Genomic DNA, 23233 nt, shown 5'->3' on the forward strand with positions numbered 1-23233 from the left:
AGATTTGGCCTCCGAGGGACATGTCCCTTGGAAACCTGGAAACTCGTAGGGCATGTCCCGTGGAGCGCTCGAAGTCCTCGGGACATGTCCCTCGGCGCGGGCCATGAATGGGCAAATTGGCATTATGTCCATCCCTCGGTGTCAAGGGAGGGCATGTCCCGTGGAGCGTTCAACGGCCTGAGGCCAGGTCCGCCGGGGAGCGCCCCAGTCTCTCTGGCCCGCGCCGGGACCTGCAGGCGAGCTTCGCGCCGGGCCCGCGATTCAGTCGCCGCTGCGCAGCCCCGGATCCTTCTGCAGGCCGGTGAGGCCGTTCCAGGCCAGGTTCACGAGGTGCGCGGCGACTTCGCGTTTGTCCGGCGTGCGGCTGTCCTGCCACCACTGGCCGGTCATCGCGACCATCCCCACGAGCATCTGGGCGTACATCGCCCCGTCGGCCGGGCTGAAGCCGCGGCGGGCAAGTTCGTCCTCCAGGATGTGTTCCACGCGGGCCGTCACCTGCGAGAGCAGCGAGGAGAAGGCGCCCTCCGGCTGGGACGGCGGTGCATCGCGCATGAGGATCCGGAAGCCGTCGGTCCGGTCCTCGATGTACGTCAGCAGCGCCAGTGCGGCCCGCTCCACCAGCACGCGCGGCTTGGCGTCCTCGGCCAGGGCTTCGTTGATGGAGGTCAGCAAGATGTGGAACTCATGGTCCACCACCTGGGTGTACAGGCCCTCTTTCGAGCCGAAGTGTTCATAGATCACCGGTTTGGAGACGCCGGCGCTGGCGGCGATTTCCTCGATGGTGGTGCCGTCCAGGCCGCGGATGGCAAAAAGCCCCCGGCCGATGCCGATCAACTGCGTGCGGCGCTGCTGGCCCGTCATTCGGGACCGTGGAACGTAGCCGGGGGCACGCACGGGCTTGCCGTTGCCGCCGTCCGCCCCGCCGGATGCGTCTCCACTCTTGCTCACAGCACCATCATGCACTACCGCGACGCCGGACCGCCCCGCTACCGCGACGCCGGACCGCCCCGCTGCCGCGAGGCCGGACCGCGACACCGCCCCGCTGCCGCGAGGCCCAATCGCCTGCCCCAGCGCCCTTCCTCGGAGCGCTGAGTCGCACGAGCGTCAACCTTCGTGGCAGAATTGGTTCTCGTGCCACAGGTCATCCCCGGCACGGTCCGCTCTGGTGTAATGGCAGCACCCCGGCCTTTGGAGCCGTGGAGTATAGGTTCGAGTCCTATGGGCGGAACTGGCGAGACACACTGCGCAACCTAACAAGGAGAGCCAACACGTGAGCCCCGAGAACACTGGCCCAGCCGCCGTGATCGTACTAGCTGCAGGGGCCGGTACCCGGATGAAATCCCGTACGCCAAAGATTCTCCATGAGATCGGCGGCCGCTCCCTGGTCGGCCACGCGCTCCATGCGGCCCGCAGCATCACCCCCCGCGAACTTGCCCTCGTGGTCCGGCACGAACGCGACCTTGTGGCCGCCCACGTCGCCGCCCTCGATCCGAAAGCCCTGATCGTGGACCAGGACGACGTGCCGGGCACCGGCCGCGCGGTCGAAGCCGCACTGGAGGCCCTCGACGCGCTCGATCCGCAGGGTCCGCTGAGCGGAACCGTCGTTGTCACCTACGGCGACGTCCCGCTGCTCACGGGCGGACTGCTCGCACAGCTCGTTGCCGCCCACGAGGCCCAGGGCAACGCCGTCACGGTCCTCACGGCCGTGCTCGACGACGCCACCGGCTACGGACGCATCCTCCGGGCACCAGACGGATCCGTCACGGGCATCCGCGAGCACAAGGACGCCACCGCGGAGGAACGCGAAATCCGTGAAATCAACTCCGGCATCTACGCCTTCGACGCTGCCGTGCTGCGCGACGCGCTCGTCCACGTCACCACGGACAACGCCCAGGGCGAGAAGTACCTCACCGACGTCCTGGCCCTGGCCGGTGCCGCGGGCGGCCGCGTCGCCGCCGTCGTCACCGAAGACCGCTGGCAGGTTGAGGGCGCGAACGACCGCGTCCAGCTCTCGGCCCTGGGAGCCGAGCACAACCGCCGCACCGTCGAAGCCTGGATGCGCGCCGGCGTGACCGTCGTGGATCCGGCCACCACGTGGATCGACTCCACGGTGACGCTCGACGAGGACGTCCGGCTCCTGCCCAACACCCAGCTGCACGGCGCCACCTCGGTGGCGCGCGACGCCGTCGTCGGCCCCGACACCACCCTGACCGACGTCACGGTGGGGGAGGGCGCCAAAGTGATCCGCACCCACGGCTCCAGCTCCTCGATCGGTGCCCGCGCCAGCGTCGGTCCCTTCACCTACCTGCGCCCCGGCACGGTCCTGGGCGAGACCGGCAAGATCGGCGCGTTCTACGAGACCAAGAACGTCACGATCGGCCGCGGCTCCAAGCTGTCCCACCTCGGCTACGCCGGGGACGCGGACATTGGGGAGAACACCAACATCGGCTGCGGCAACATCACGGCCAACTACGACGGCGAGAAGAAGCACCGCACGGTGATCGGCTCCGGCGTGCGGACCGGCTCCAATACCGTGTTCGTGGCCCCCGTCCGCGTCGGCGACGGCGCGTACAGCGGCGCCGGAACCATCATCCGCCAGGACGTCCCGGCCGGCGCCCTCGCCGTGACGGTGGCCAAGCAGCGCAATGCGGAGGGCTGGGTCGCGGCCAACCGCCCCGGGTCCGTCTCCGCCGCCGCGGTCGAAACAGCCGCGGCCGCCGCCCCAACATCCTCCACTACTCCGGCACCGACAGAAGAGGGCTAGCAATCATGAGCGAAATTACGGCACGCGGCGAGAAGAAGCTGGTGCTGGCCGCGGGGCGCGCGCACCCTGAGCTGGCCAAGGAGATCGCGAAGGAGCTGGGCACCGAGCTGCTGCCCCTGGACGCCTACGACTTCGCCAACGGCGAGATCTACGTGCGTGCCGGCGAGAGCGTCCGCGGCACCGATGCCTTCGTGATCCAGGCCCACCCGGCCCCGCTGAACAACTGGCTCATGGAACAGCTGATCATGATTGATTCGCTCAAGCGGGCCTCCGCCAAGCGCATCACCGTCGTATCCCCGTTCTACCCCTATGCCCGGCAGGACAAGAAGGGCCGCGGCCGCGAGCCGATCTCGGCACGCCTCGTCGCCGATCTGTACAAGACCGCCGGTGCGGACCGCATCATGAGCGTGGACCTGCACACCTCCCAGATCCAGGGCTTCTTCGACGGCCCCGTGGACCACCTCATGGCCATCCCGCTCCTGGCCGACTACATCCGCACCCGCGTCGGCTCGGACAAGGTCACGGTCGTCTCCCCGGACACCGGCCGCGTCCGCGTCGCCGAGCAGTGGGCCGAACGCCTCGGCGGCGCGCCGCTGGCGTTCGTGCACAAGAGCCGCGACCTGACAGTGCCCAACCAGGCCGTCTCCAAGACGGTCGTGGGCCAGATCGAAGGCCGCACCTGTGTCCTGATCGACGACATGATCGATACCGGCGGAACCATCTCCGGCGCCGTCCAGGTGCTCAAGAACGCCGGCGCCAAGGACGTCATCATCGCCGCGACGCACGCCGTGTTCTCCGATCCGGCGGCCCGCCGCCTCTCCGAATCCGGCGCCCGCGAGGTTGTTGTCACCAACACGCTGCCGATCACCGCGGACAAGTACTTCCCGCAGCTGACAGTGCTGTCCATCGCCCCGCTGATTGCCCGCGCCATCCGCGAAGTGTTCGACGACGGCTCTGTCACCAGCCTGTTCGACGGCAACGCGTAGCGGGCCCGCGCGGGCACGTTTTCACGAAGTCGTGCCCGCGCTGGTAACCTTGTTACGAAACCTTGGCGAGGGAGAGCGCCGGCATTCCGTATTGATTGTTCCGTTTTAATGGGAAATCAATCGGGAACCGGCTGCTGGTCTCCGTTATCGACTGGGTCTGAATCTCCTTCTGAAGGTCAGCTGCACGGCAGCCCGGCGTTGAAGGTCGCAAACAGACCTCCGCCCTTGCTAAGCACCGTTTAGTCCCACCGCTTGAAATCCCACCAGGAGATATCCATGTCTGAGCAGAAGCTCGCAGCAGAAGTACGCACCGAATTCGGCAAGGGCTTCGCCCGCCGCGCCCGCATGGCCAACCTGATCCCGGCCGTCATCTACGGCCACGGCGCCGAGCCGATCCACATCACCCTGCCCGCGAAGGCCACCACCCTGGCCGTCCGCACCGCCAACGCCCTGCTGACCCTGGACATCAACGGCGAACAGCACCTGGCCCTCGTCAAGGACATCCAGCGCAACCCGATCAAGCAGATCATCGAGCACCTCGACCTGCTGACCGTCCGCACGGGCGAGAAGGTCACCGTTGACGTCCCCGTCCACCTCAGCGGCGAACTGGCTCCGGGCAACGTCCACAACCTGGAGATGACCACCGTCTCCCTCGAGGCCGAGGCGACCCACCTGCCGACCGCCATCGAGGTCAGCATCGAAGGCCGCGGCGCCGGCGAGCACATCCACGCTTCCGACCTCGTCCTGCCGAAGGGCTCGACCCTGCTGGCCGACCCCGAAGCTCTCGTTGTCAACATCTCCGAGGCCGTCGAAATCCCCGAAGAGGGCGAAGAAGGCGAAGAGGCTGCACCGGCAGCCGAAGCAGCTGCAGCCGAGTAGTTCCGGCGCATTTCGCGGCGGCCGGGTCCTTCAGGGGCCCGGCCGCCGTCGTCTCAGGGGCATCCCACTCCGGAGCCTCTCCCCGCCGGGCGCCTCGGCCGGTCCATCCGGCCCGACGCGTCCTGCCCCGACCCGGCCCACCGAAGGACTGATCCATGACCGACACCTGGCTGATCGTAGGCCTTGGCAACCCCGGACCCGAGTACAGCCATAACCGGCACAACGTCGGCCAGATGGTCCTGGACGAGCTCGCCGCGCGTGTCGGCGGCCGTTTCAAGTCGCACAAATCCCGGGCCCAGGTCCTGGAAGGGCGCCTGGGCATTGGCGGTCCCAGAATCGTGCTGGCCAAGCCGCAGTCCTACATGAATGTATCCGGCGGTCCGGTCTCGGCCTTGGCACAGTTCTACGGAATCGACCCCGCCCATGTCATTGCGGTCCACGACGAGATCGACATCCCCTTCGACACCGTGAAGCTCAAAATCGGCGGCGGCGAAGGCGGCCACAACGGGCTGCGGGACATCTCCAAGGCCCTGGCCACCAAGGACTACGTGCGCGTCCGGGTGGGCGTCGGGCGCCCGCCGGGCCGGATGGACACCGCAGACTTCGTCCTACGCGACTTTTCCGCCCCGGAGAAGAAGGAACTGCCCTTCCTTCTGGACTCAGCGGCCGACGCCGTCGAAGTCCTGGTCAGGGACGGACTCCTGGCCGCCCAGCAAAAATTCCACCCGGCCAAGGCCCCCTAGGCGCCCACCGGCCCGCTCCGGGCCGGGGCCGGGCGCCCCGGTTTCGCCATATGGCGGGTTTCCTTTCCAAGCTTTCCGCATTCCAGCTATGATCTGTCTACTCTCATGTCGGGGGATAGGGATACGCTACTTCTAAGTGGACAGCCTGGGGTTGCTGCCTACAAAGCGGTACGAAGGAAACTACATGTCGAGGGATTCGCTGGGCTGGGGGAATGTTTCCACTACATTGGCACCCGCCGAAGAAGAACAAGCGGCCGGTCCGGTCGCTAGGCACGGCTGGTCCGGTCTGGCGCGGAACGCCGATGCCGAGCGCGTCCGGACGGAACTGCTTGCCCATGACCGGATGGGCGTCGTTATCACCGGCGACCGCGGCGTAGGCAAGACACTCGTCGGCCGGACTGCCCTCGCCGGATTCGGACCCGAGGTCTACACGATCCAGCTCCGCAGCACGGGACCGGGTGCGGCAACACCGTACGGGTGCCTCGCCTTCACCCTCGCCCGGCTCCCGCAGAGCTCCCTCGGCTCGCCGACCGCCATCCTGCACGGCATCACCTCGCTGATCCGCGACGACGCGGCCGGCCGTCAGTGCGTGATCCTGCTCGACAACGCCGGGGCGCTCGATGAGCTCAGCACCGGGGTGCTGTTGAATTTGCTGCAGACCCGGACGGCCCGGCTGATTGCCACGGCCCAGCGCACCACAGACCTGCCGCCCGACTTCTACTGGCTGATCACTTCGGGCCATCTCGCCGAGGTCCGGCTCGCCAACCTCACCGAACTCGAGACGCTGGAGGTCCTGCAGTCGGCCTTGGGCCATCGGGTCTCCACGGCGCTGGCCAGCCAGCTGCACCAGCTGGTCGGTGGCAGCCCCACGCTCCTTCAAGCCGTCGTCTCGGAACAGATCGAACGCGGAAACCTGGTCCTGTCCGGGTCGGTCTGGACTTTGGTCGATGAAGTGGTGCTGGACGGCCGGACGGCGCTGGAAGATATCGTCAGGGCCCGGTACGCCAGGGAAACACCCGAGGCCCGCGAGGTCATCGACGTCCTCTCCTGCGCCCGGACGCTGCCCCTGTCGCGGCTGGCCAGGATGTACAGCCCGGGCGTCATCGCCGACATGGAAGAAGCCGGCCAGATCGTCGTCGACCGCACGGACCGGCACCTGGTCACTCTGGGCGATCGCTACCTCGGCGACATCGTCCGCAACTGGCTCAGCGTGGAGCGCCGGCTGGAGCTCCGGGACAAGGTTCCCGGACACCAGGAACACGAACTCGACGAACTGACTGTCGAGGATCTGCTCGCCTATGCGGCGTGGACGCACGACTGCCACGCCCAGCTCGCCCCCGCCCACGCCCTGGCTGCTGCCAGCGCGGCCGTCAGGTTCTTTGACCCGAAGTTTGCCCTCAAATGCGCCGGCAGCCTGTCTCCCTCGGACGCTGAGTGGGCCGAGGGGCAGCTCCAGAAATCGGCTGCCTACCTCCAGCTGGGCCTGCCGCTGCAGGCGATGTCAGCGCTCGACGACGTCTCCGATCAGCAGGTCCAGGAACTCCCGGTCGAGACGTTTGCCGAGTTTATCGCGGCCAAGGCCGACTGCATGGCCTGGCTCGAGGACCGCTCCGGCAAGGTCCCGGAGCTCCTCCGGGAGGCCAGGATCCGGCTCCAGGATCTGGGCCTGGAGGAGCCGCCAGCCGCCCCCGGCGCCCTTTCCCGGGCCGGGCTGTGCCTGGATCTCTGCGAGTTCAACTTCTTCTCCTTCATCGGAGACTTCGAACCCATGATGGAGCGGCTCACCGCCGCAGCCACCACCGACGTCCCGGGTGCCGATCCCGTGCACCGGCTCCGGTCCGCCATCATCCTGATGGAAGCCTGGTGCATGACGGGCCGGGAACTCGATGCCCGCAAGCTCATGAGAGAAATCGGCGGCCAGCTGGGCGAGTGGTCCAACGTGCCGCGCATCCGGGAAAACTTCGCCTGGCGCTCCTACAACGTGCTCCTCCTTTCCGGCCTGTGGCGCCAGGCCATTGACATGCTCAAGGACGCCAGCGGCCGGGCAGGGCACGGGCTGCATTCCGGTAGCGCCGCCACCGACCTCGCCGTAGGACTCGCTTACGTCTACGCGGGCCGCGGCTATATGGCGCTGGATCCGCTGCTGGCCGCAATCGCCCAGCTTGAGGTCCGGGCGAGCCTGCAGTCCCTGCGCCAGGCCTATGCCGCCACCGCTTTCGCCTATGCCCAGACCGGCAACTCGGTCCAGGCCTCCATCTACCTGGACCGGGCCCGCTCGGCCGACGGGCCGGCCCGCTTCGCGGTCAGCAGTTCCACGGAGTTCTGCATGGACATGGCCTCACGTTGGCTCGGTGACCCGGCGGCCAAGGACAGGCTCATCCGGGCCGGCGAGGCGCATTTCCGCAAGGGCCGCTACACCCTGGCCGGCATCTGCATTTTCGGTGCCACCGTCAACGGCACGGTCAAGGAGTTTCTGTTCCTGGAGGAGCTGGCCGGGCTCCGGCAGGGCCCGCTTGCCGAATTGTCCCGCACGGTCGCCGTCGGCAGCCGGAAGAAAGATGCGGTGATCATGCTCGAAGCCGCCCAACAGGCCGCCGGGCTGGAACTGGATGCCGTGCAGGCCCGGTGCGCGGCACTCGCGTTCGACTTCGCCAAGAGTGCCGGGCTGACCTCCAGCGCCAACGCCGCATACAGCATGCTCGAGAGCCTCTCGGATTCTGTTCCGGCGCTGCCGATCATGCCCCGCAACAAGGGCCCGCTGCTGACGGAACGGGAGCGGCAGATCGCCACCCTTGCCGGAAACGGGGTCTCCAACAAGGACATCGCCCTGGAAGTGGGCATTTCCGTCAGGACAGTGGAGGGCCACCTGTACCAGGTGTTCACGAAGCTCGGCGTTTCTTCGCGAAGTGATCTGCTTGGACTCATCTAGGGCCCCGGCGGGAGACCCCGGCAGCGAGGCAAAGCGTGCCCTGACGGGGCGGTCGGAAGATTTGATGTCCGCAGCCGAGGCCCTCCAGGGCGGCAGCCACGTGGCCGTCTTCGTCCTCGGCGATAGTGGGATGGGCAAGTCCAGGCTCATCGAGGCGGTTGTCGCGGAGCTCGGCTCCGAGGTGACGCCGGTGCGGATCCACGGCAGCGCGTCGCTGTCCCGGGTGCCGTACGGTGTCCTCGGCCCTTTCATTGTCGGACTGCCGGTCCAGGAGGCCACATCCCAGCTGGCCGTGCTGCGGACGCTGTGGGCGCACCTGGAAGAACAGAAGCGCACCACCCAGAAGCCCCTGCTGCTGATCGTCGACGACGCCCACGACCTCGACGAGGCGACGGCGGGAATCCTGGCGGAGCTGGCTGCGGCGGGCTGGGCAAAGTTGCTCGTGGGCGCCGCCGCCCGCCCGGGATTGCCGGAACCGCTCCTGCAGCTTTGGTTTGAAGGCATCGCAGAACGGCACGATCTCCGGCCGCTGACGCTCGCGCAGACCACAGAGATGCTGGAGGGCGAGCTTGGCTCCCAGGTGTTGCCGAACGTTGCCGAGATCCTCTGGGAAGCCTCGGGCGGCAACCCGATGCTCCTCAACGGGCTCCTCGACGACGCCAGGAAAGACGGGACGCTGCGCCGGCGCAACGGGGTGTGGTTGTTCACCCGGCACCTGAACAGCCACGGCGACCGGCTGACCGACGTCGTGCGCCGCCAGCTGCTGCTGCGGTCGCCGGAAGAACGGCAGGCCCTGAACCTCGTGGCACTGGCCGAACCCGTGTCCAGGGAGCTGATAGAGTCCGTGGCCGGCGAAGGGGCCGTGGGCTCACTGATCGACAGCGAACTGATCCGGGTGACGAATCCTGCGACCGGTGAGCTGCGGCTGTGGCATTCCGTCTACGGCGACACCTTGCGGAACTTGATTTCGCCGGCGAGGAGCCTCCAGCTTCGGCAGATCCTGCTGCGCCGCATGGACAGCGAGCCGGCCTCGGCCGAGGGGTTGCTGCGCCATGTGAGCTGGTCGATCGAATGCGGCGCGGAAGTCGAGGACCGGCAACTCCTCCGGGCCGCCGTCCTGGCCAGCCGGCTCTTCGAGGACGAGTTCGCGCGCAAGGCCGCCGCCCTGGTCAGAGATCCGGAACTGCAGATGGCGGCCCGTGCCGTGATAGCACGCACACGCTACAACGCCTCCGACTACACCGCGGCGCGGGAAATCCTCGACGCCGATTTCGGCAAGGGCAACACCCTCCCCAGCCTGCTCGCCGGAACGCTGCTGTGGGCCGCCGTGATGACCGCGCTGGGCCACCCACCGGAAGACATCTTGCAGCGCGCACAGGTGGTCCAGCGTGCCGCTGAACGGCTGGCGCGGGCCCACCCGGACGATGCCGAAGCCATTCTCGCCGCCACGGCGGAGCGCCTGGAGACCATGGAGGCGCTCGTCAAGGCGCTGGCCGGTGAGTACCGGGCGGCCCCTCCGGCTGCGGTGGCGGCCGCCGGCACCCGCCCGCCGAACAACCTCGAAGCGGCGTTCCGGCTCTGCGTCGACGCGGAGCGGCTGCTGGCCCGTGGCAAGGGACAGAGCGCCTTTGCCGTGATGACCCAGGCGATCCAGGCAGCCGGAAGCGATCACGACGAGTTGTACTTCCTCACTGACTTCCTGATGGTCCGTGCGGCTGCTCCCGCGATCCACGCCGGCGACTGGGCGGCCGCGGAAACCCTCCTGACCGGCATTGTCGCCGGCTCCGGACCCAGCCTGATTTCCTTCGGCGGAGGGGTCCACGCGGCGCACGGCATCATCCTGCTGTACCAGGGCAAGGCCACCCAGGCGCTGAACACCCTGAGCGCCGCCCTCGAGGCCCTGCGCCTGACCGACCCGCAGCAGCTCTTCGCACTCACGGCCGCCATGGCCTTTGCGGCGGCCGCCGAAGTCGGTTCCCCGACGAAAGCCGAGCTTTTCCTTGCCGACTTCGAGAACGCACCGGCAGCGTTGCCGCACTACATGCGCTCCCTGGCCGCGATTGCCGTGGTCTATGGAAAGGCCAGGCTCGGGAACTACCCCGGCGCCATCGCGGAACTGAAGCGGCTCGGACGCCCGGACCCGGACGTGGACACAGCCGGTCTCGAACTCGACGCGCTTGCCTTCTGCCTGGCCCTCGGAGACACGGATTCGGCGCCGAGGCTGCTGGAAATCCGGGACGGCCTCGAGGGCCCCCGGCCCGACGCGATCTGCGCCTATGCCTCAGCCCTCAGAACGGACAACGCTGCGGATTACCTTGACGCCGCGAAGACCTGCGAGGCGGCGGAGCTGTGGACCTTTGCCGCCCTTGCCTATGACGGCGCGGCACATGCCTACCGGGCCGCAGGCGACACGCTGAGGGAGCGCATGGCGAACTCGCAGCGGAAGAGGTGCCTGGACCGGGCCGATGACCTCCCCGGCGAGGACACGGCCAAGAACGATGATTCCCTGGGTATCCTGACCCGGCGCGAACGCGACATCGTCGCGCTTGCGGTCCGCGGCCTCACCGACCGGCAGATTGCGGCCGAACTCCAGGTGTCAGTGCGCACCGTCGAGGGCCACCTCTACCGCAGCTACGCCAAGCTCAACGTCAGAGGCCGTGAACAGCTGCCCGGGATCGACGGACGCTAGCGGGCACGCCTCCGGCCAGGTTCCGGGCTTCCGGAACCCTACGGACAGGGTCACCCGCCGCCGGTTTTGGACTACTTGGTTTTCACCATGTGGCCGCGCGGGTCCAACTGAGTACAGCTACGTAGGGCCGGCTGAATACTCGTTGCGTATTCGAGTACTACTTACGCATACCGAAAATACGCGTAGTCCATACGGTGGAGATATCACCGCTCACACTCACTGATCGCACACTCACTGATTGCAAAGGTCTCTCATATGTTCCAGCAAGACGCCGGCTTGCCTGCGGGTAGCGGCCAGACTGAAGCCATCTTTCCGGCGCAAAGAAACAGGTTCGGCCGCCATAAGGACAGCCCCTTCACCCGCCAGCAGCTGGTTGCCGAGGTGGTTGAAACCCTTACCTCGGGTTCCGGCTGCGGCATTGTGCTCGTGGGCGACCACGGGGCCGGCAAATCCTTCATCGCCCAACGCGCCCTGGAGCAGCTCGGCGACGAGTACCTGGTGGTCCAGGTCAGGGGCAGCTCTATTTCCTCAAAGCTTCCGTACGGGGCCTTGAGCGTCCTGCTGAACGACCTCGACGCATCCCACCTCGAACACCCCCTGATGGTGCTGCGCGGCCTGATCCAGCTGCTCCGCAACAAGTCCGAGGGCCGGCGCGTCGTCCTCTTCGTGGACAACGCCCACGACCTCGACGAGCTCTCAAGCATGATGGTGGCCCAGCTGAGCGCAGGGGCCCACGTTACGTTGCTGGCGGCGTGCGTGGACATGCCGCATGTCGGTGGCGACATCATGGGCCTGTGGAAAGATGATCTGCTCCGGCGGGTGGACCTTGGGCCGTTCGACTTTGCAGAGACCGCGGCAACACTGCACCACGAATACGGCGGCCGGTTCTCCCTGACCGCCGCCCGGGCGCTCTGGAGCGCCAGCGGAGGCAACGCCCTGTTCCTCCATTCGCTGACCCGGGAACAGATCAAGCTCGGCACCGTGATCCGCCAGGACGGCGTGTGGTTCCTGGGAAACGGCCCCATCGCGTTGACCGGCGAGATCCGGGACGTCGTGAAGGCACGTCTCAACCGGCTGGGCACCGGTCAGCGCGACGTCTTTGAGCTGCTGGCGCTTGCGGGCGCGGTTCCGCTCCAGACCCTCATGCTGATCGCGAACCCACAGGACATGGACGCGCTCCAGGAACGTGCCCTGATCCGGGTCACGCATAACCATCCGCCGATGGTCAGCGTCGCCAATCCGGTGATCGCCGGAATTGTTGCCAGCGTTGTCCCGCCGGGCCGCAGCGCAGAACTCCGCCGCCGGCTCACGGCCGTGCTCCAGGAGTCGGAGGCCCTGTACGCGGGCGGCGCGACCGGCGTCGCCTGGGCCCTGGACTGCGGCGAACAGGTCAGCCCCGGGGTGGCCCTGGCCGCGGCCCTTGCCGCGAACAGCGCGTCCGACCCCGCAGCCGCCTTGCGGTTCATCCAGGAGATCGAAGGAGACGAACCCGCCGTCCCCATGGCCATCGAATCGATCAGCGCCCATATTTCGGTGAACGACGAGGAGTCCGCGCGCCGGGCGCTGGAGACCTGGGATGACACCGCGTGCCGGGATCTGCCGCTGGCCGAATGGACCGCCCTGCAGCTCCTGCGAGCGGAGCTGGAAAAGCGCAGCACCGCTCCGGGATCAGATCCCCAGGCGCGGTTGCGGGAACTCGCGGAGCGGCTTTCCGCAGAGACCACCCACACCCCCGCGGTGGAGTCCGCCCGGGCTCGACTCCGCCTGGCCGAGGCCGGCCTCGCCAGCTTCCAGGGGCGCTACGCCGATGTCCTGGCCGTAACCGATGGTGTGGACGCAACGGACTTGGGCACCGAGCCGCGTCTTCTGACCGCCAGCGTGCGCTGCGAGGCCCTGGCCGTCACCGGCAACGTGGTGCAGGCCCTGGCGCTGGGGAAGCAGGTCCTGGCGGCCACAGCCAGCGTACGGCTCACGGACCGGGCTGTGCGTGAGGTCAGGGGCAGGTACCTGCTTCTGCTGCTGCTCTCGGCCAAGTTCAACGAGGCTTCCGCGTTCCTTGAGGAAACCTATGCAGGCGGAGAGCCCCAGACCCGGCTCGGGGGGATGTTCGAGATCGGGCAAGGCGTCCTTGACGTCCACGCCGGCCGCCTCGACGACGCCGTCTCCCGGCTCCAGGCGGGCAGGTGGCAGCTCCGGGCGCAGGATCCCGACACTTTTGCGGGCCTGGCCACGGCAGTCTGTGCCTATGCCGCCGCACTCCAGGGGGAAGAGGAAACGGCCGGCCTCCTGCTGGGCGACCTGGCCCAGGCCGGGCCACCTGCGGCCTGGCTGGTGGAGCGCCTCGCACGCTATTTCGAGCTCTCGGCCCAGGCCGAGCTCGGTCAGCGTGCTGCCTCGATCCGCACCCTCATGGCCGAGGCCGACAACGACACGGACACCTCGGCGCTGGCGCCGGCGCTCCTGTTCCTGTCCGCCGCCGCCCGGCTGGGTGACCGGCAGACTTTCCAGAAGCTGGGCAATCTGAGCGGCCGGGTGAGCGGGCAGTTCGCGGCCCTGTGCTCCCGGCTGGCGGAGGGCATGCGGGAAGCCGACAGCGAACGGCTGCTGGCGGCATCCAAGGACGCTGACGCGTCCGGCAACGCCGTCTTCGCGCGGGATGCGGCCCGGAAGGCCGTCAGTTGTGCCAACGACGCCGGCAACCGGATCGCGTTGCGGATCGCCCAGCGGGCGCAGCAGTCACTCGATGACAGATTCGGCAGCCCGAAGAACGGGCTGCACTCCCTGACAACCTCGACCCTGACGGCGAGGGAATGTGAAGTGGCCGTCCGCGCCGCCGCCGGCACGACCAACCGCAAGATCGCCGAACAGATGCACGTGTCGGTTCGCACAGTAGAGGGACACCTCTATCAGGTGTACTCGAAGCTGCACGTCGCCAGCCGATCGGAACTCAAAGATGTCATCTCAACTCCGGCAGACAGCGCCCGGCTCGGCTGACCCTGGCAGGCCGCGCGCGGCTTTCCAGGCGGCTTCCTTGGACAGGCATGAAGCGGCAGGAAGAACCGGCCATGGAAAGCTTGACTGAGACCGCCCCGCTGATCGAGCGGTCAGCGCTGGTCAAGGATCTGGTCCGTTGCCTGCGTGACAACAGCAGGTCAGGCGCGCTTGTCATCGGCGGGGCGGGCGCGGGCAAGACCGCCGTCGTCAAGGCTGCCATCGGGCAACTCGGGCCCGGCAGCCACGTGATTCGGCTGACAGCGACACGCGCCCTGTCCGCCGTGCCCTTTGGGGCGCTGGCGCCGTACCTGTCGCGGCTTCCAGACCGCGAACTAGACTCCTATGCCGCCGTCGTGCAAGCGATGACCGGCAGCCTGAAATCCGAGGCCGAACGCCCCCTGTTCGTCGTCGACGACGCGCACTTCCTCGACCACGGGACCGTCGGACAGCTCGCGCAGGCCGCGGCCACCGGCGCAGCCGCGGTCCTGGCGACCTGCCGGCCCGGGCCAATGATCCCGAACGAATTCCTGTCGATCTGGGACGACGGAATCATTGCCAAGTTCGATCTTGCCCCGCTCACCCGGACCGGCACCCACCAGCTGTGCGAACAGGTCCTCAAAGCCGATGTCTCACCGTGGGTCAGCGCGCTGTTCCACGACGCGGCCGACGGGAATCCGCTCATGCTGATGTCCCTGATCCAGCATGCCCGCGCCAGCGGAGCGTTGGGCTTCCGGCACGGGGTCTGGTTCCTCCTGGCCAACCCCGACATGGCCCGGGTTCCGGCCGCCGACGTCGTTGACCGTCAGCTGCGCTCCATGACGCCGGAGGAAAAGACCGCCGCCATAATCGTTGCCCTCGCAGGGCCGCTCTCGCTGGCCCAGTTCCTTCGGATCAGCGGTCCCAAAGCCGTGGACGCGTTGGACACCGCAGGACTCATCGCTGTCTCCACCGGGCACGACCGGCTCGTCCGGCCCGCGAGCCCGATAGTCGGCGAGATCATCCGCCACCGGGTTCCGGCCGGCCGCAGTTCAGCCCTGCGCTCGAGTGTGCTGTCGCTTCCCTCAGCGCATGCGGCCGTTCCGGGGGCGGCACTGAACCGGCTGCGCTGGTCCCTGGACTGCGGTGTGGAGATCCCTCCCGTTCAGCTGTTGCAGGCCGCTGTCGCCGCGAACACGGCCCTGGATCCTGCGACTGCCGCCCGGGCGGCGGCCGCCATCCGGGACGCAAATTTTCTCTCCGAGGCCCGGATCCAGCTGGCCTACTCCCACTTCATTGCCGGGCGCCCCCAGGCTGCTGTGGCGAGCCTGGAGTCCGCGCGGCCGGTGCAGGGCGGACGGCCGTCGTACCTGGCCGCGCTGCTCGCCGCCCGGTTAGGGTCGCCGGCGCCGCCCCGTCCACTGAGCGCCTCGGGGGAGCAGCTGTGCGGCGGAACTGCCGTTGCTTCGCTGGCCGGGACCCTGGAGCGGGCAGGGGACGGGAGAACCCTGCCCGCCGGATCCGGACTGCGCGAACTTATCGACAGGGCCGGCATCCCGGCTGAAATCCGCGTCCCGGCAGTGTCCGCCGTCGCCGAATTACTGACAGCCCAGGGCCGGCTCCGGACCGGGCTGCAACTGGACAACGAGGCGTGGAACGGTGCCCGCACCGCGAGCATGGAGCTTCCCCTGGTGTACGAGGACCTGGTGGTGCGCCACTGCCTGAACCTGATCCGGGCCGGAGACGGCGAGGGTCTCGGACGGGTCTTGGACGACTACGCGGCCCGGGAACCCGGGCGGTTGCTGTACAGCGGCGGCATGCTCCACCTCATGCGGGGATACTCCAGGCTGAGCCAGGGGCGGATGCGCGAAAGCCTGGCCGAATTGCGGCTGGCCGTAGAGGAACTCACCATAGCCGACCCCTTGCTCCTGCTGCCGTTCGCCTACGCCGTCGCAGCGTACGCGGCGGCCGCCGTCGGTGGCCATGGCGAGGCCAGCCAGTATTCGCTGGCCTACCGGCGCTTGGAGTACCGGGAACCGAAAACCCTTCGTCTGCTGGCGGAGGCATACTGCCGGGCGGCGGAGTCCGGGCCCGGACCCGGGGCGAGACGCGGAATGGCGTTGGCGCGGCTGGCCGACGAAGCGCTGCACGAAGGACTGCGGGGCATTGAAACAGAAATACGGCGGCTCGCCGTCCGCAGCGGTGACGCCTCGGGAGCGGAGGACCTTGCCCTCAGCAGCAGCGCAGTGGACGGCCCGGAGGCGCGTCTGCTGGAGTCCTACGCGAAAGCGGTTTCTGCATCCGACGCTGTGGACCTCATGGGCATCAGCGACGACGCGCTCGCCGGCGGGCATGGGCTCCTGGCCCTGGAAGCCGCACAGCAGGCGGAGCGGATCCTCGCCGACGACCCGGACCGGTGGAGGCTCACCGCGGTCCAGCGCCGGGTCCATCACCGCCTCGTGGAGGCCGGCATGTCGGCACAGTTGGAGATTGTCCGCAGCGATCACAGTGCCGCATTGACCGCACGGGAAACGGAAGTCCTGGACCTGGTATCGGGCGGGGCCACGAACGCCGAGATCGCCGGCGCCCTCTGCGTATCGCAAAGGACCGTGGAGGGGCACCTGTCGCGGATCTTCGGCAAGCTTGGCGTCGGCCGGCGTGCGGATCTCTTGGACCTGGGGGCCTTGGACTCCGGGCAGAAAAAGCCCTAGGAACCATGGATGCCCTGAACTGCAGAATCCTGACCGGGCCGCTCCTGCTGTCGCGGACGCCGGGCGCTCCCGAATCTGCCGGCCGCGGGCGCCTTAGGCCTGCGTACAGCCCGGGTGGCCCGGCGGACCGGCGGGGGTATCCCCAAGTAGTTCCACGGCGCGCGGGGCGGCAGAATTCAGGTAAACGCTACTCGTGTGCAGATCAGGCCCGGGCGATTGACTTAAGTCAGTTCCACCAACAACCCATCACGATCTCAAAATAAGGTCTCACAATATGAGCGCAACATAGGGTCAGAATGAGGAACTTCATGGCGGCGATCGGGCCGGGGCATGTCCTGCGGTAGTGCAGGGTCCCAAGGCCCCTTGCTTGCTGAAGCGGCCACTGCCACCATTAGAGGTGGTTGAGCCGTAACCCGCTCCACTGAACTCCTTCATTGGAATCGTACGGTGCCTTCACCGGCAGCCGTGCGCCAAGGTCGGAGCCGGCGGCGTCAGAGCCTTCTGAGACCGAGGCTCTCCCCCCAGCCGCCGCCGGCTCCCTTAATCGGTCTACGTCCGGGTCCGCGCCGCAGGGAATCGCGGACCCGGGATGAGTACCGGGGATGAGCGCCGACACCGGGCGCCCAGGATGGGTGCCGTGCATGACCGTCGCGAATGAGCGTCGAGGATGAGCGCCCGCGGCCGACTCCGGTGAAGAATCACGACGCCGGACCCCCTGCCGTCAGCGCCGCGCCGTCAGCGCCGCACCGTCAATGCCGCGCCCGCCCGCACCGGAGGCCGCGCAGGAGGGCTGCGGGAACGTGGGATAATTAGGGTTAATCTGTGTGACGTATTTCCTTCGGCCGGCTGTCCGGCCGGACCGGGGGTACGCCGCAGCGAACGCCGATCCAGGAGTCTCCGCCATGGTTGCCACCCCAGCCCACCTCCGCCGCTCTGCCACCGCGCTCGGAAACGAAGAGGTCCTCAGGATCCGCAACGACTTCCCGATCCTTCAGCAGCACGTCAACGGCCGGCCGCTGATCTACCTGGACTCCGGCGCCACCTCGCAAAACCCGCTCAGCGTGCTCGAGGCAGAGCAGGAGTTCTATGAGCAGCGGAACTCCGCAGTCCACCGCGGGGCGCACCACCTCGCCGTCGAAGCCACAGAGGCGTTCGAAAACGCCCGGGAAACGGTGGCGGAGTTTGTCGGGGCGGAATGGGATGAGCTGATCTGGACCTCCAACGCCACGGAGGGCCTGAACCTGCTCACCTATTCCTTCCTCAACGCGTCCCTGCCCGGCGCGGGATCCGAGGCGGCCCGGTTCGCCCTGGCCCCGGGCGACGAAATCGTGGTCACCGAGATGGAACACCATGCCAACCTGATCCCCTGGCAGGAACTGGCCGCCCGGACCGGCGCCGTCGTGAAGTTCATCCCCATCGACGACGCCGGGGCGCTGGACCTGGCGGCCGCCGCCGGCATCATCGGCCCGCGCACCCGGATCCTGGCGTTCACCCACGCGTCCAACGTCCTGGGCACCATCAACCCGGTGGCCGCACTGGTCGGCCTGGCACGGTCCGTGGGGGCCCTGGTGGTGCTCGACGCCTGCCAGTCCGCGCCGCACCTGCCCCTGGATGTCAAGGCGCTCGACGTCGACTTCGCGGTGTTCTCCGGGCACAAGATGCTCGCCCCCACCGGAATCGGCGCCCTCTACGGCCGCTCGGAACTGCTCAACGCGATGCCGCCGTTCCTGACCGGCGGCTCCATGATCACCACCGTCACGATGGAACGTGCCGGGTTCCTGCCGAGCCCGCAGCGCTTCGAGGCCGGCACCCAGCGCATCTCGCAGGCCGTGGCACTCGCCGCGGCGGTGAACTATCTGACCGAAACCGGGGTGGACCGCATCCACGCCTGGGAAACCGAACTCGGCCAGCGCCTCGTACGGGGCCTCGGCTCCATCCCCGGAGTCCGTGTGCTGGGCCCCGCTGCGGGGGAGGAGCGGATCGGCCTGGCGGCATTCGATGTTGCCGGCGTCCACGCGCACGACGTCGGGCAGTTCCTGGACAGCCGGGGGATCGCCGTGCGGGTGGGCCACCACTGCGCGCAGCCGCTGCACCGCCGGCTCGGCCTGACGGCCACCACGCGGGCCAGCACCTACCTGTACAACACCACGGACGATGTGGACGCGTTCCTCAACGCTGTCGCTGATGTCCGCGCCTACTTCCAAGCCTAGGACGGACATTCATGAGTCTTGACCAGCTCTACCAGCAGATCATCCTGGAACACGCCAAGGCCCGGCACGGCAGCGGCCTGGGCGCAGCGGCGGCACCCGAGGGCGTGAGCAGCGGCCAGTCCCACCAGCTGAACCCGACCTGCGGCGACGAGATAACGGTGCGGGTGTCCGTGGCCGGCGGGAAAGTCAGCGAACTGCGCTGGGACGGCGACGGCTGCTCCATCTCGATGGCCTCGGCCTCGGTGCTGACGGACCTTGCCGAGGGCATGACGGTCGGCGAACTCCGCACCGTGATTGACAGTTTCCGCGAGGTACTGCGCTCCCGCGGCAAGGTGCCGGCCGATCCGGAGGTGCTGGGCGACGCCGCCGCCTTCGAGGGCGTGTCCCGTTATGCGGCGCGCGTCAAGTGCGCCATGCTCTCATGGGTGGCTGCCGAAGACGCGCTCGGTCAGGCGCTGGCGGCCTGACCGCAGCCGGTCAGGGACGGCCCAGGCCCCTGTAGGTCCAGCCGGCGGCCCGCCATTTGGCCGGTTCCAGGACGTTGCGGCCGTCCAGGATGCGCGGCGCGGACACGAGCGTCTTGGCCACGTGCGGATCCAGCTCCCGGTAGGCCTTCCACTCGGTCAACAGCAGCACGGCATCGGCCTTGTGCAGCGTCGATTCAAGGTCCGGCTCCAAATGGAGTTCCGGGAAGCGCTTGGCCGCATTGTCCAGCGCCTGGGGGTCGGTGACCGTCACCACGGCCCCCTGCAACTGTAGTTGCGCGGCAGCGCTCAGCGCCGGCGAGTCCCGCACGTCGTCGCTCTCGGGTTTGAAGGCAGCCCCCAGTACGGCGATCCGCTGTCCCATCAAAGTGCCGCCGCAGAGCTCCCGGGTGAGTTCCACGACGCGGGTCCGGCGCCGCATGTTGATGGCATCCACTTCCCGCAGGAACGTCAGCGCCTGGTCGGCGCCCAGCTCGCCGGCCCGGGCCATGAACGCCCGGATGTCCTTGGGCAGGCAGCCGCCGCCGAACCCGATGCCGGCGTTCAGGAACTTCCTGCCGATCCGGTCATCGAGCCCGATCGCATCGGCCAGCATGGTGACGTCGGCCCCCGTGGCCTCACAGACCTCGGCCATGGCATTGATGAAGGAAATCTTGGTGGCGAGGAACGAGTTGGCGGCCGTCTTCACGAGCTCTGCGGTGGCGTAGTCCGTCACCAGCCGGGGCGTCCCGCCCGCGAGGGGAGCCTCGTAGACCCGGTCCAGGACGGCCACCGCGGGATGGCCCTCGCTGCCGTCCGGTGTCCCGTAAACGAACCGGTCCGGGTTCAGGGTGTCCGTCACGGCGTGACCTTCGCGCAGGAACTCCGGATTCCAGACCAGGGTGGCACCAGGCTCGGTATCGGCCAGGACCTCGGCCAGCCGTGCGGCGGTTCCCACCGGGACCGTGGACTTCCCAGCGACGACGTCGCCCGCCGAGAGATAGGCGGCAAGAGCCGTGACGGCGGCATCCACGTAGCGCAGGTCTGCCCCGTTCTCGCCGCGCTTCTGCGGCGTACCCACGCAGATGAAGTGGACCTCCGCGCCCCGGGCGGCCGACATGTCGGTGGTGAACCGCAACAGCCCCGACTCTTCAAGCTCGGCGAGGAGATCATCCAGCACAGGCTCGTAAAACGGGGCGTGCCCCGCGGACAGCTGCGCCACCTTGTGTTCGTCGACATCGATGCCGACAACCTCATGCCCCAACTTTGCCATGCACGCGGCATGGACCGCGCCCAGATAACCGCAACCGATAACCGAGATCCGCATACGCCCGCTGTCCTCCCGTCGTGGCCTGTTCACAGCGTAAGCGGGTGGCGCCGGGATCACACAGCCGCGTGGAGTGCTAGTGCCGGCATAACAACGGGGCATGAATTCCGGCTAAATTCCGGCGCGCCGGGGGAGCTAACCCCCGGCGTGCCGGTGCGCTAGGCGAGGAGCCCGGCGATGCCGATCGCCGCCGTCGCGGCCCCCAGCAGCATGGAGATGCTGACGAGGACGACGTGGACGGTCAGGAAGCGCGTGGCCTTGCCGTCGGCGTCACGGGCGCGCGGGTCCTTCATGACCCGGCGCAGGAACTGCGGCCAGACCACCAAGGACCAGACTCCGGCGATAATCAGGACGACGGCGAGGAACGCGGGCAGTTCCATGGCGTCAGTGGCTCTCGAGCCAGGCCTGGGCCTGCTGGGACTGCAGGTTCAGGGCCTTGCCGACCATCGGTTCGGCGGCATCGGCGATCTTGCCGCCCAGGAACGGCACCGAGGAGGTGACGTTGCCCTCAAGCTCGATCCGGGTGCTGCCGCCGTCGGACACGAGACGCTGGACAGCGTTCACATCCAGCGGCGCGCCGGACACCTTGAGCGAGATCTTGCTCTGCCGGGAACCGTCGGCCGCGGGGGCCTCCCAGGCCTCCAGCTGCGTCACCTTCAGGCTTTCGCCGACAAATTTCCGGGCGATGTCGGGCATCCGGGTGGTGGGGATGGTCCGCACGGTGGTGGTGCTGAACGCGCCGGCGGGGTCGCCGTCAAGGGCAAAGGATTCCAGGGTGCCGCCGACGAGTTCGCTCGTGTGGCGCAGGAAGTCTTCATCGACGAAAACCGCGGTCACGCGGTCGACGCTGTGCGGAACGGTGGTGGATGCACTCAGGGCCATGTGGGGTCCTCCATGGTGTGGAAGTGGACGTTTCGGGCTCCAACATCCTACGTGGTGTGCCGGGCAGGCTCCGATTCGAGGTTTTGCAGATCCCGGGCCGCGGCGGTGATATTCCGCGACATGGCGGGAAATATGACGCTGTGGAACGGCAGCACGGCGAGCCAGTAAAGCCGGCCGCTGAGGCCCTTGGGGAAGAAGATGGCCCGCTGACGGTAGCGGCTGCCCGTGCCCTCGGGCTCCACGGAGAGTTCGAGCCACGCCCGGCCCGGGGCCCGCATTTCGGCCCGCAGCCGGAGCAGCCGGCCGCGGTCGATCCGCTCGACCCGCCACCAGTCCACCACCTCGCCTTCGGCCAGCAGATGCGGGTGCCGGCGGCCGCGGAGCAGTCCCGCACCGCCGGTGAGCTTGTCCAGCCAGCCGCGGACCTGCCAGGCCAGCGGCAGGGAGTACCAGCCGTTTCGGCCGCCGATGCCTTCGATGACAGTCCACACGTGTTTCGGGTCGACGTCGCTCCTGAAGCTGCGCTCGTCCAGGTACACCGTGTGGCCGGACCATTCCGGGTCGCTGGGCAGGGGATCGGCGTCGACGCCGGCGCTCGCCCACGTGGTCTCCACCTGGCCGTCGCGTTCCTTGCCCAGTGCCAGGGACACCGCGCGCCGGTAGGAGGTCAGGCCGCCCTCCGGCACGGGGACGTAGGCATCGATGTCATGTTCCCGGGCGACGGCGTCGTGCTGGAGCGATTCGACCAGCGGCAGGGACATGGAGAGCGGGATCGGGGTGGTCAGGGCCACCCACATGCCGGCCAGCTTGGGGGCGGGCACCGGCAGGGCCAGGACCACCCGGTGCGGCAGGCCCGCCTCGGCCGCGTACTCCTGCATCATTCCCGCGTAGCTGAGCACTTCGCGGCAGCCGATATCGAACGTCCGGTTGATGGGCCCCTCCAGCGACGCCGCGGCCACGAGGTAGTACAGGACGTCCCGGACCGCGATCGCCTCGATCTTGTTCCGCACCCAGCTCGGCGCGGGCATCAGCGGGAGCGTTTCGGACAGGTGCCGGATCATTTCGAACGACGCCGAGCCTGAGCCGATCACGACGCCGGCCTGGTAGACCACGGCGTCCACCGGGCTGTCGAGGAAGACCTTGCCCACCGCCTCGCGGGAGCGCATGTGGGTGGACAGTTCGGCGCCGGCCGGGTGCAGTCCGCCCAGGTAGACAATCCGGTCCACCCCGGCCGCCGCGGCCGCCCGGGCAGCCGTCCCGGCCATCGCCTTTTCCTTGGCCTCGAAGCCGGCCCCCGCCGCCATGGAATGGACCAGGTAGTAGAGGACATTCACGCCGTCGAGCGCCTCGCGCAGGGCGGCGCCGTCGTCGAGGCTGCTTTGGACCACCTCGACGTCGTCCAGCCACGGCACGCCGGCGATCTTGGCCGGCGTCCGGACCAGGACTTTGACCCGGTGTCCGGCCTCCAGGAGACGGGGGACCAGGCGTCCGCCGATGTAACCGGTGGCCCCGGTGACGAGCACCGTCTTGGGATGTGCTGCTTTGGGGGTGCCGTTCATTGTGGCTCCTTTGTCATTGCGCATATAGGCCATTCGGAGCGCCGGCCGCCGCGGACTGCCTGGACCGGCCCACTGCCAGCTTAGCCCCGCGGGCCCGACTGTCCCCGGCTCCGCGGTAGG

Annotated in this window: 15 protein-coding genes and 1 tRNA gene; 11 read left to right on the top strand and 5 right to left on the bottom strand. The window is 68.3% G+C overall.

Going from position 1 to position 23233, the window contains the following annotated elements:
* Window positions 1-261: 261 nt before the first annotated feature.
* A complete protein-coding gene (locus AB4Y72_RS03035; protein WP_441424953.1) occupies window positions 262-861 on the bottom strand; it encodes a TetR/AcrR family transcriptional regulator in 600 nt (199 codons plus the stop codon).
* Between the two features lie 295 nt (window positions 862-1156).
* On the opposite strand from AB4Y72_RS03035, the gene AB4Y72_RS03040 reads away from it, so the two are divergent.
* The 11 genes from AB4Y72_RS03040 (at window position 1157) to sufU (ending at window position 19348) form a co-directional block, all read left to right on the top strand.
* Window positions 1157-1228, top strand: a tRNA-Gln gene (locus AB4Y72_RS03040).
* A 42-nt stretch (window positions 1229-1270) separates the two neighbouring features.
* Entirely contained in the window at window positions 1271-2764 is a 1494-nt protein-coding gene (gene glmU, locus AB4Y72_RS03045; RefSeq protein WP_441424689.1) for a bifunctional UDP-N-acetylglucosamine diphosphorylase/glucosamine-1-phosphate N-acetyltransferase GlmU, read from the top strand.
* Window positions 2765-2769: 5 nt separating this feature from the next.
* Window positions 2770-3750: a ribose-phosphate diphosphokinase gene (locus tag AB4Y72_RS03050; protein ID WP_441424690.1), complete on the top strand. Its 981-nt coding sequence runs from the start codon at window positions 2770-2772 to the stop codon at window positions 3748-3750.
* Window positions 3751-4026: 276 nt separating this feature from the next.
* Window positions 4027-4629 carry a 50S ribosomal protein L25/general stress protein Ctc gene (locus tag AB4Y72_RS03055; RefSeq protein WP_441424691.1) on the top strand — a complete coding sequence of 201 codons (603 nt, stop codon included), beginning with the start codon at window positions 4027-4029 and terminating at the stop codon, window positions 4627-4629.
* A gap of 155 nt (window positions 4630-4784) precedes the next feature.
* Entirely contained in the window at window positions 4785-5372 is a 588-nt protein-coding gene (pth, locus tag AB4Y72_RS03060; protein WP_441424692.1) for an aminoacyl-tRNA hydrolase, read from the top strand.
* A gap of 184 nt (window positions 5373-5556) precedes the next feature.
* On the top strand, window positions 5557-8301 hold the full coding sequence (locus tag AB4Y72_RS03065; protein WP_441424693.1) for a LuxR C-terminal-related transcriptional regulator: 2745 nt from the start codon (window positions 5557-5559) through the stop codon (window positions 8299-8301).
* Entirely contained in the window at window positions 8279-10990 is a 2712-nt protein-coding gene (locus AB4Y72_RS03070; RefSeq protein ID WP_441424694.1) for a LuxR C-terminal-related transcriptional regulator, read from the top strand. The genes AB4Y72_RS03065 and AB4Y72_RS03070 overlap by 23 nt, the downstream gene beginning before the upstream one ends.
* A gap of 255 nt (window positions 10991-11245) precedes the next feature.
* The gene (locus tag AB4Y72_RS03075) at window positions 11246-13984 is read left to right on the top strand and encodes a LuxR C-terminal-related transcriptional regulator (RefSeq protein ID WP_441424695.1); all 2739 of its coding nucleotides are present in this window, start codon (window positions 11246-11248) and stop codon (window positions 13982-13984) included.
* A 71-nt stretch (window positions 13985-14055) separates the two neighbouring features.
* Window positions 14056-16671 (top strand): helix-turn-helix transcriptional regulator, encoded by a 2616-nt coding sequence (locus AB4Y72_RS03080; RefSeq protein WP_441424696.1) that lies wholly within the window; start codon window positions 14056-14058, stop codon window positions 16669-16671.
* 902 nt (window positions 16672-17573) lie between these two features.
* Complete coding sequence (locus AB4Y72_RS03085; RefSeq protein WP_441424697.1) at window positions 17574-18881, top strand: SufS family cysteine desulfurase; 1308 nt, start codon at window positions 17574-17576, stop codon at window positions 18879-18881.
* An 11-nt stretch (window positions 18882-18892) separates the two neighbouring features.
* A complete protein-coding gene (gene sufU / locus AB4Y72_RS03090; RefSeq protein WP_441424698.1) occupies window positions 18893-19348 on the top strand; it encodes a Fe-S cluster assembly sulfur transfer protein SufU in 456 nt (151 codons plus the stop codon).
* Between the two features lie 10 nt (window positions 19349-19358).
* On the opposite strand, the gene AB4Y72_RS03095 is transcribed toward sufU, so the two are convergent.
* From AB4Y72_RS03095 to AB4Y72_RS03110, 4 genes are all read right to left on the bottom strand, one after another.
* Window positions 19359-20672 carry a UDP-glucose dehydrogenase family protein gene (locus AB4Y72_RS03095; RefSeq protein WP_441424699.1) on the bottom strand — a complete coding sequence of 438 codons (1314 nt, stop codon included), beginning with the start codon at window positions 20670-20672 and terminating at the stop codon, window positions 19359-19361.
* Window positions 20673-20830: 158 nt separating this feature from the next.
* A complete protein-coding gene (locus tag AB4Y72_RS03100; RefSeq protein ID WP_441424700.1) occupies window positions 20831-21052 on the bottom strand; it encodes an SCO4848 family membrane protein in 222 nt (73 codons plus the stop codon).
* Window positions 21053-21056: 4 nt separating this feature from the next.
* On the bottom strand, window positions 21057-21554 hold the full coding sequence (locus AB4Y72_RS03105; protein ID WP_441424701.1) for a DUF2505 domain-containing protein: 498 nt from the start codon (window positions 21552-21554) through the stop codon (window positions 21057-21059).
* A gap of 47 nt (window positions 21555-21601) precedes the next feature.
* Window positions 21602-23113: an SDR family oxidoreductase gene (locus tag AB4Y72_RS03110; protein WP_441424702.1), complete on the bottom strand. Its 1512-nt coding sequence runs from the start codon at window positions 23111-23113 to the stop codon at window positions 21602-21604.
* Window positions 23114-23233 lie beyond the last annotated feature (120 nt).

Source organism: Arthrobacter sp. YAF34 (genome assembly GCF_052113245.1).
Lineage (GTDB): Bacteria > Actinomycetota > Actinomycetes > Actinomycetales > Micrococcaceae > Arthrobacter.

What these genes read in the sequence shown, in the direction of transcription:
- AB4Y72_RS03080 (WP_441424696.1), top strand. Translation starts at nt 14,056, where the DNA reads ATGGAAAGCTTGACTGAGACCGCCCCGCTGATCGAGCGGTCAGCGCTG.
- AB4Y72_RS03085 (WP_441424697.1), top strand. Translation starts at nt 17,574, where the DNA reads ATGGTTGCCACCCCAGCCCACCTCCGCCGCTCTGCCACCGCGCTCGGA.
- pth (WP_441424692.1), top strand. Translation starts at nt 4,785, where the DNA reads ATGACCGACACCTGGCTGATCGTAGGCCTTGGCAACCCCGGACCCGAG.
- AB4Y72_RS03095 (WP_441424699.1), bottom strand. Translation starts at nt 20,672, where the DNA reads ATGCGGATCTCGGTTATCGGTTGCGGTTATCTGGGCGCGGTCCATGCC.
- sufU (WP_441424698.1), top strand. Translation starts at nt 18,893, where the DNA reads ATGAGTCTTGACCAGCTCTACCAGCAGATCATCCTGGAACACGCCAAG.
- AB4Y72_RS03075 (WP_441424695.1), top strand. Translation starts at nt 11,246, where the DNA reads ATGTTCCAGCAAGACGCCGGCTTGCCTGCGGGTAGCGGCCAGACTGAA.
- AB4Y72_RS03110 (WP_441424702.1), bottom strand. Translation starts at nt 23,113, where the DNA reads ATGAACGGCACCCCCAAAGCAGCACATCCCAAGACGGTGCTCGTCACC.
- AB4Y72_RS03100 (WP_441424700.1), bottom strand. Translation starts at nt 21,052, where the DNA reads ATGGAACTGCCCGCGTTCCTCGCCGTCGTCCTGATTATCGCCGGAGTC.
- AB4Y72_RS03065 (WP_441424693.1), top strand. Translation starts at nt 5,557, where the DNA reads ATGTCGAGGGATTCGCTGGGCTGGGGGAATGTTTCCACTACATTGGCA.
- AB4Y72_RS03105 (WP_441424701.1), bottom strand. Translation starts at nt 21,554, where the DNA reads ATGGCCCTGAGTGCATCCACCACCGTTCCGCACAGCGTCGACCGCGTG.
- AB4Y72_RS03050 (WP_441424690.1), top strand. Translation starts at nt 2,770, where the DNA reads ATGAGCGAAATTACGGCACGCGGCGAGAAGAAGCTGGTGCTGGCCGCG.
- AB4Y72_RS03035 (WP_441424953.1), bottom strand. Translation starts at nt 861, where the DNA reads ATGACGGGCCAGCAGCGCCGCACGCAGTTGATCGGCATCGGCCGGGGG.
- AB4Y72_RS03055 (WP_441424691.1), top strand. Translation starts at nt 4,027, where the DNA reads ATGTCTGAGCAGAAGCTCGCAGCAGAAGTACGCACCGAATTCGGCAAG.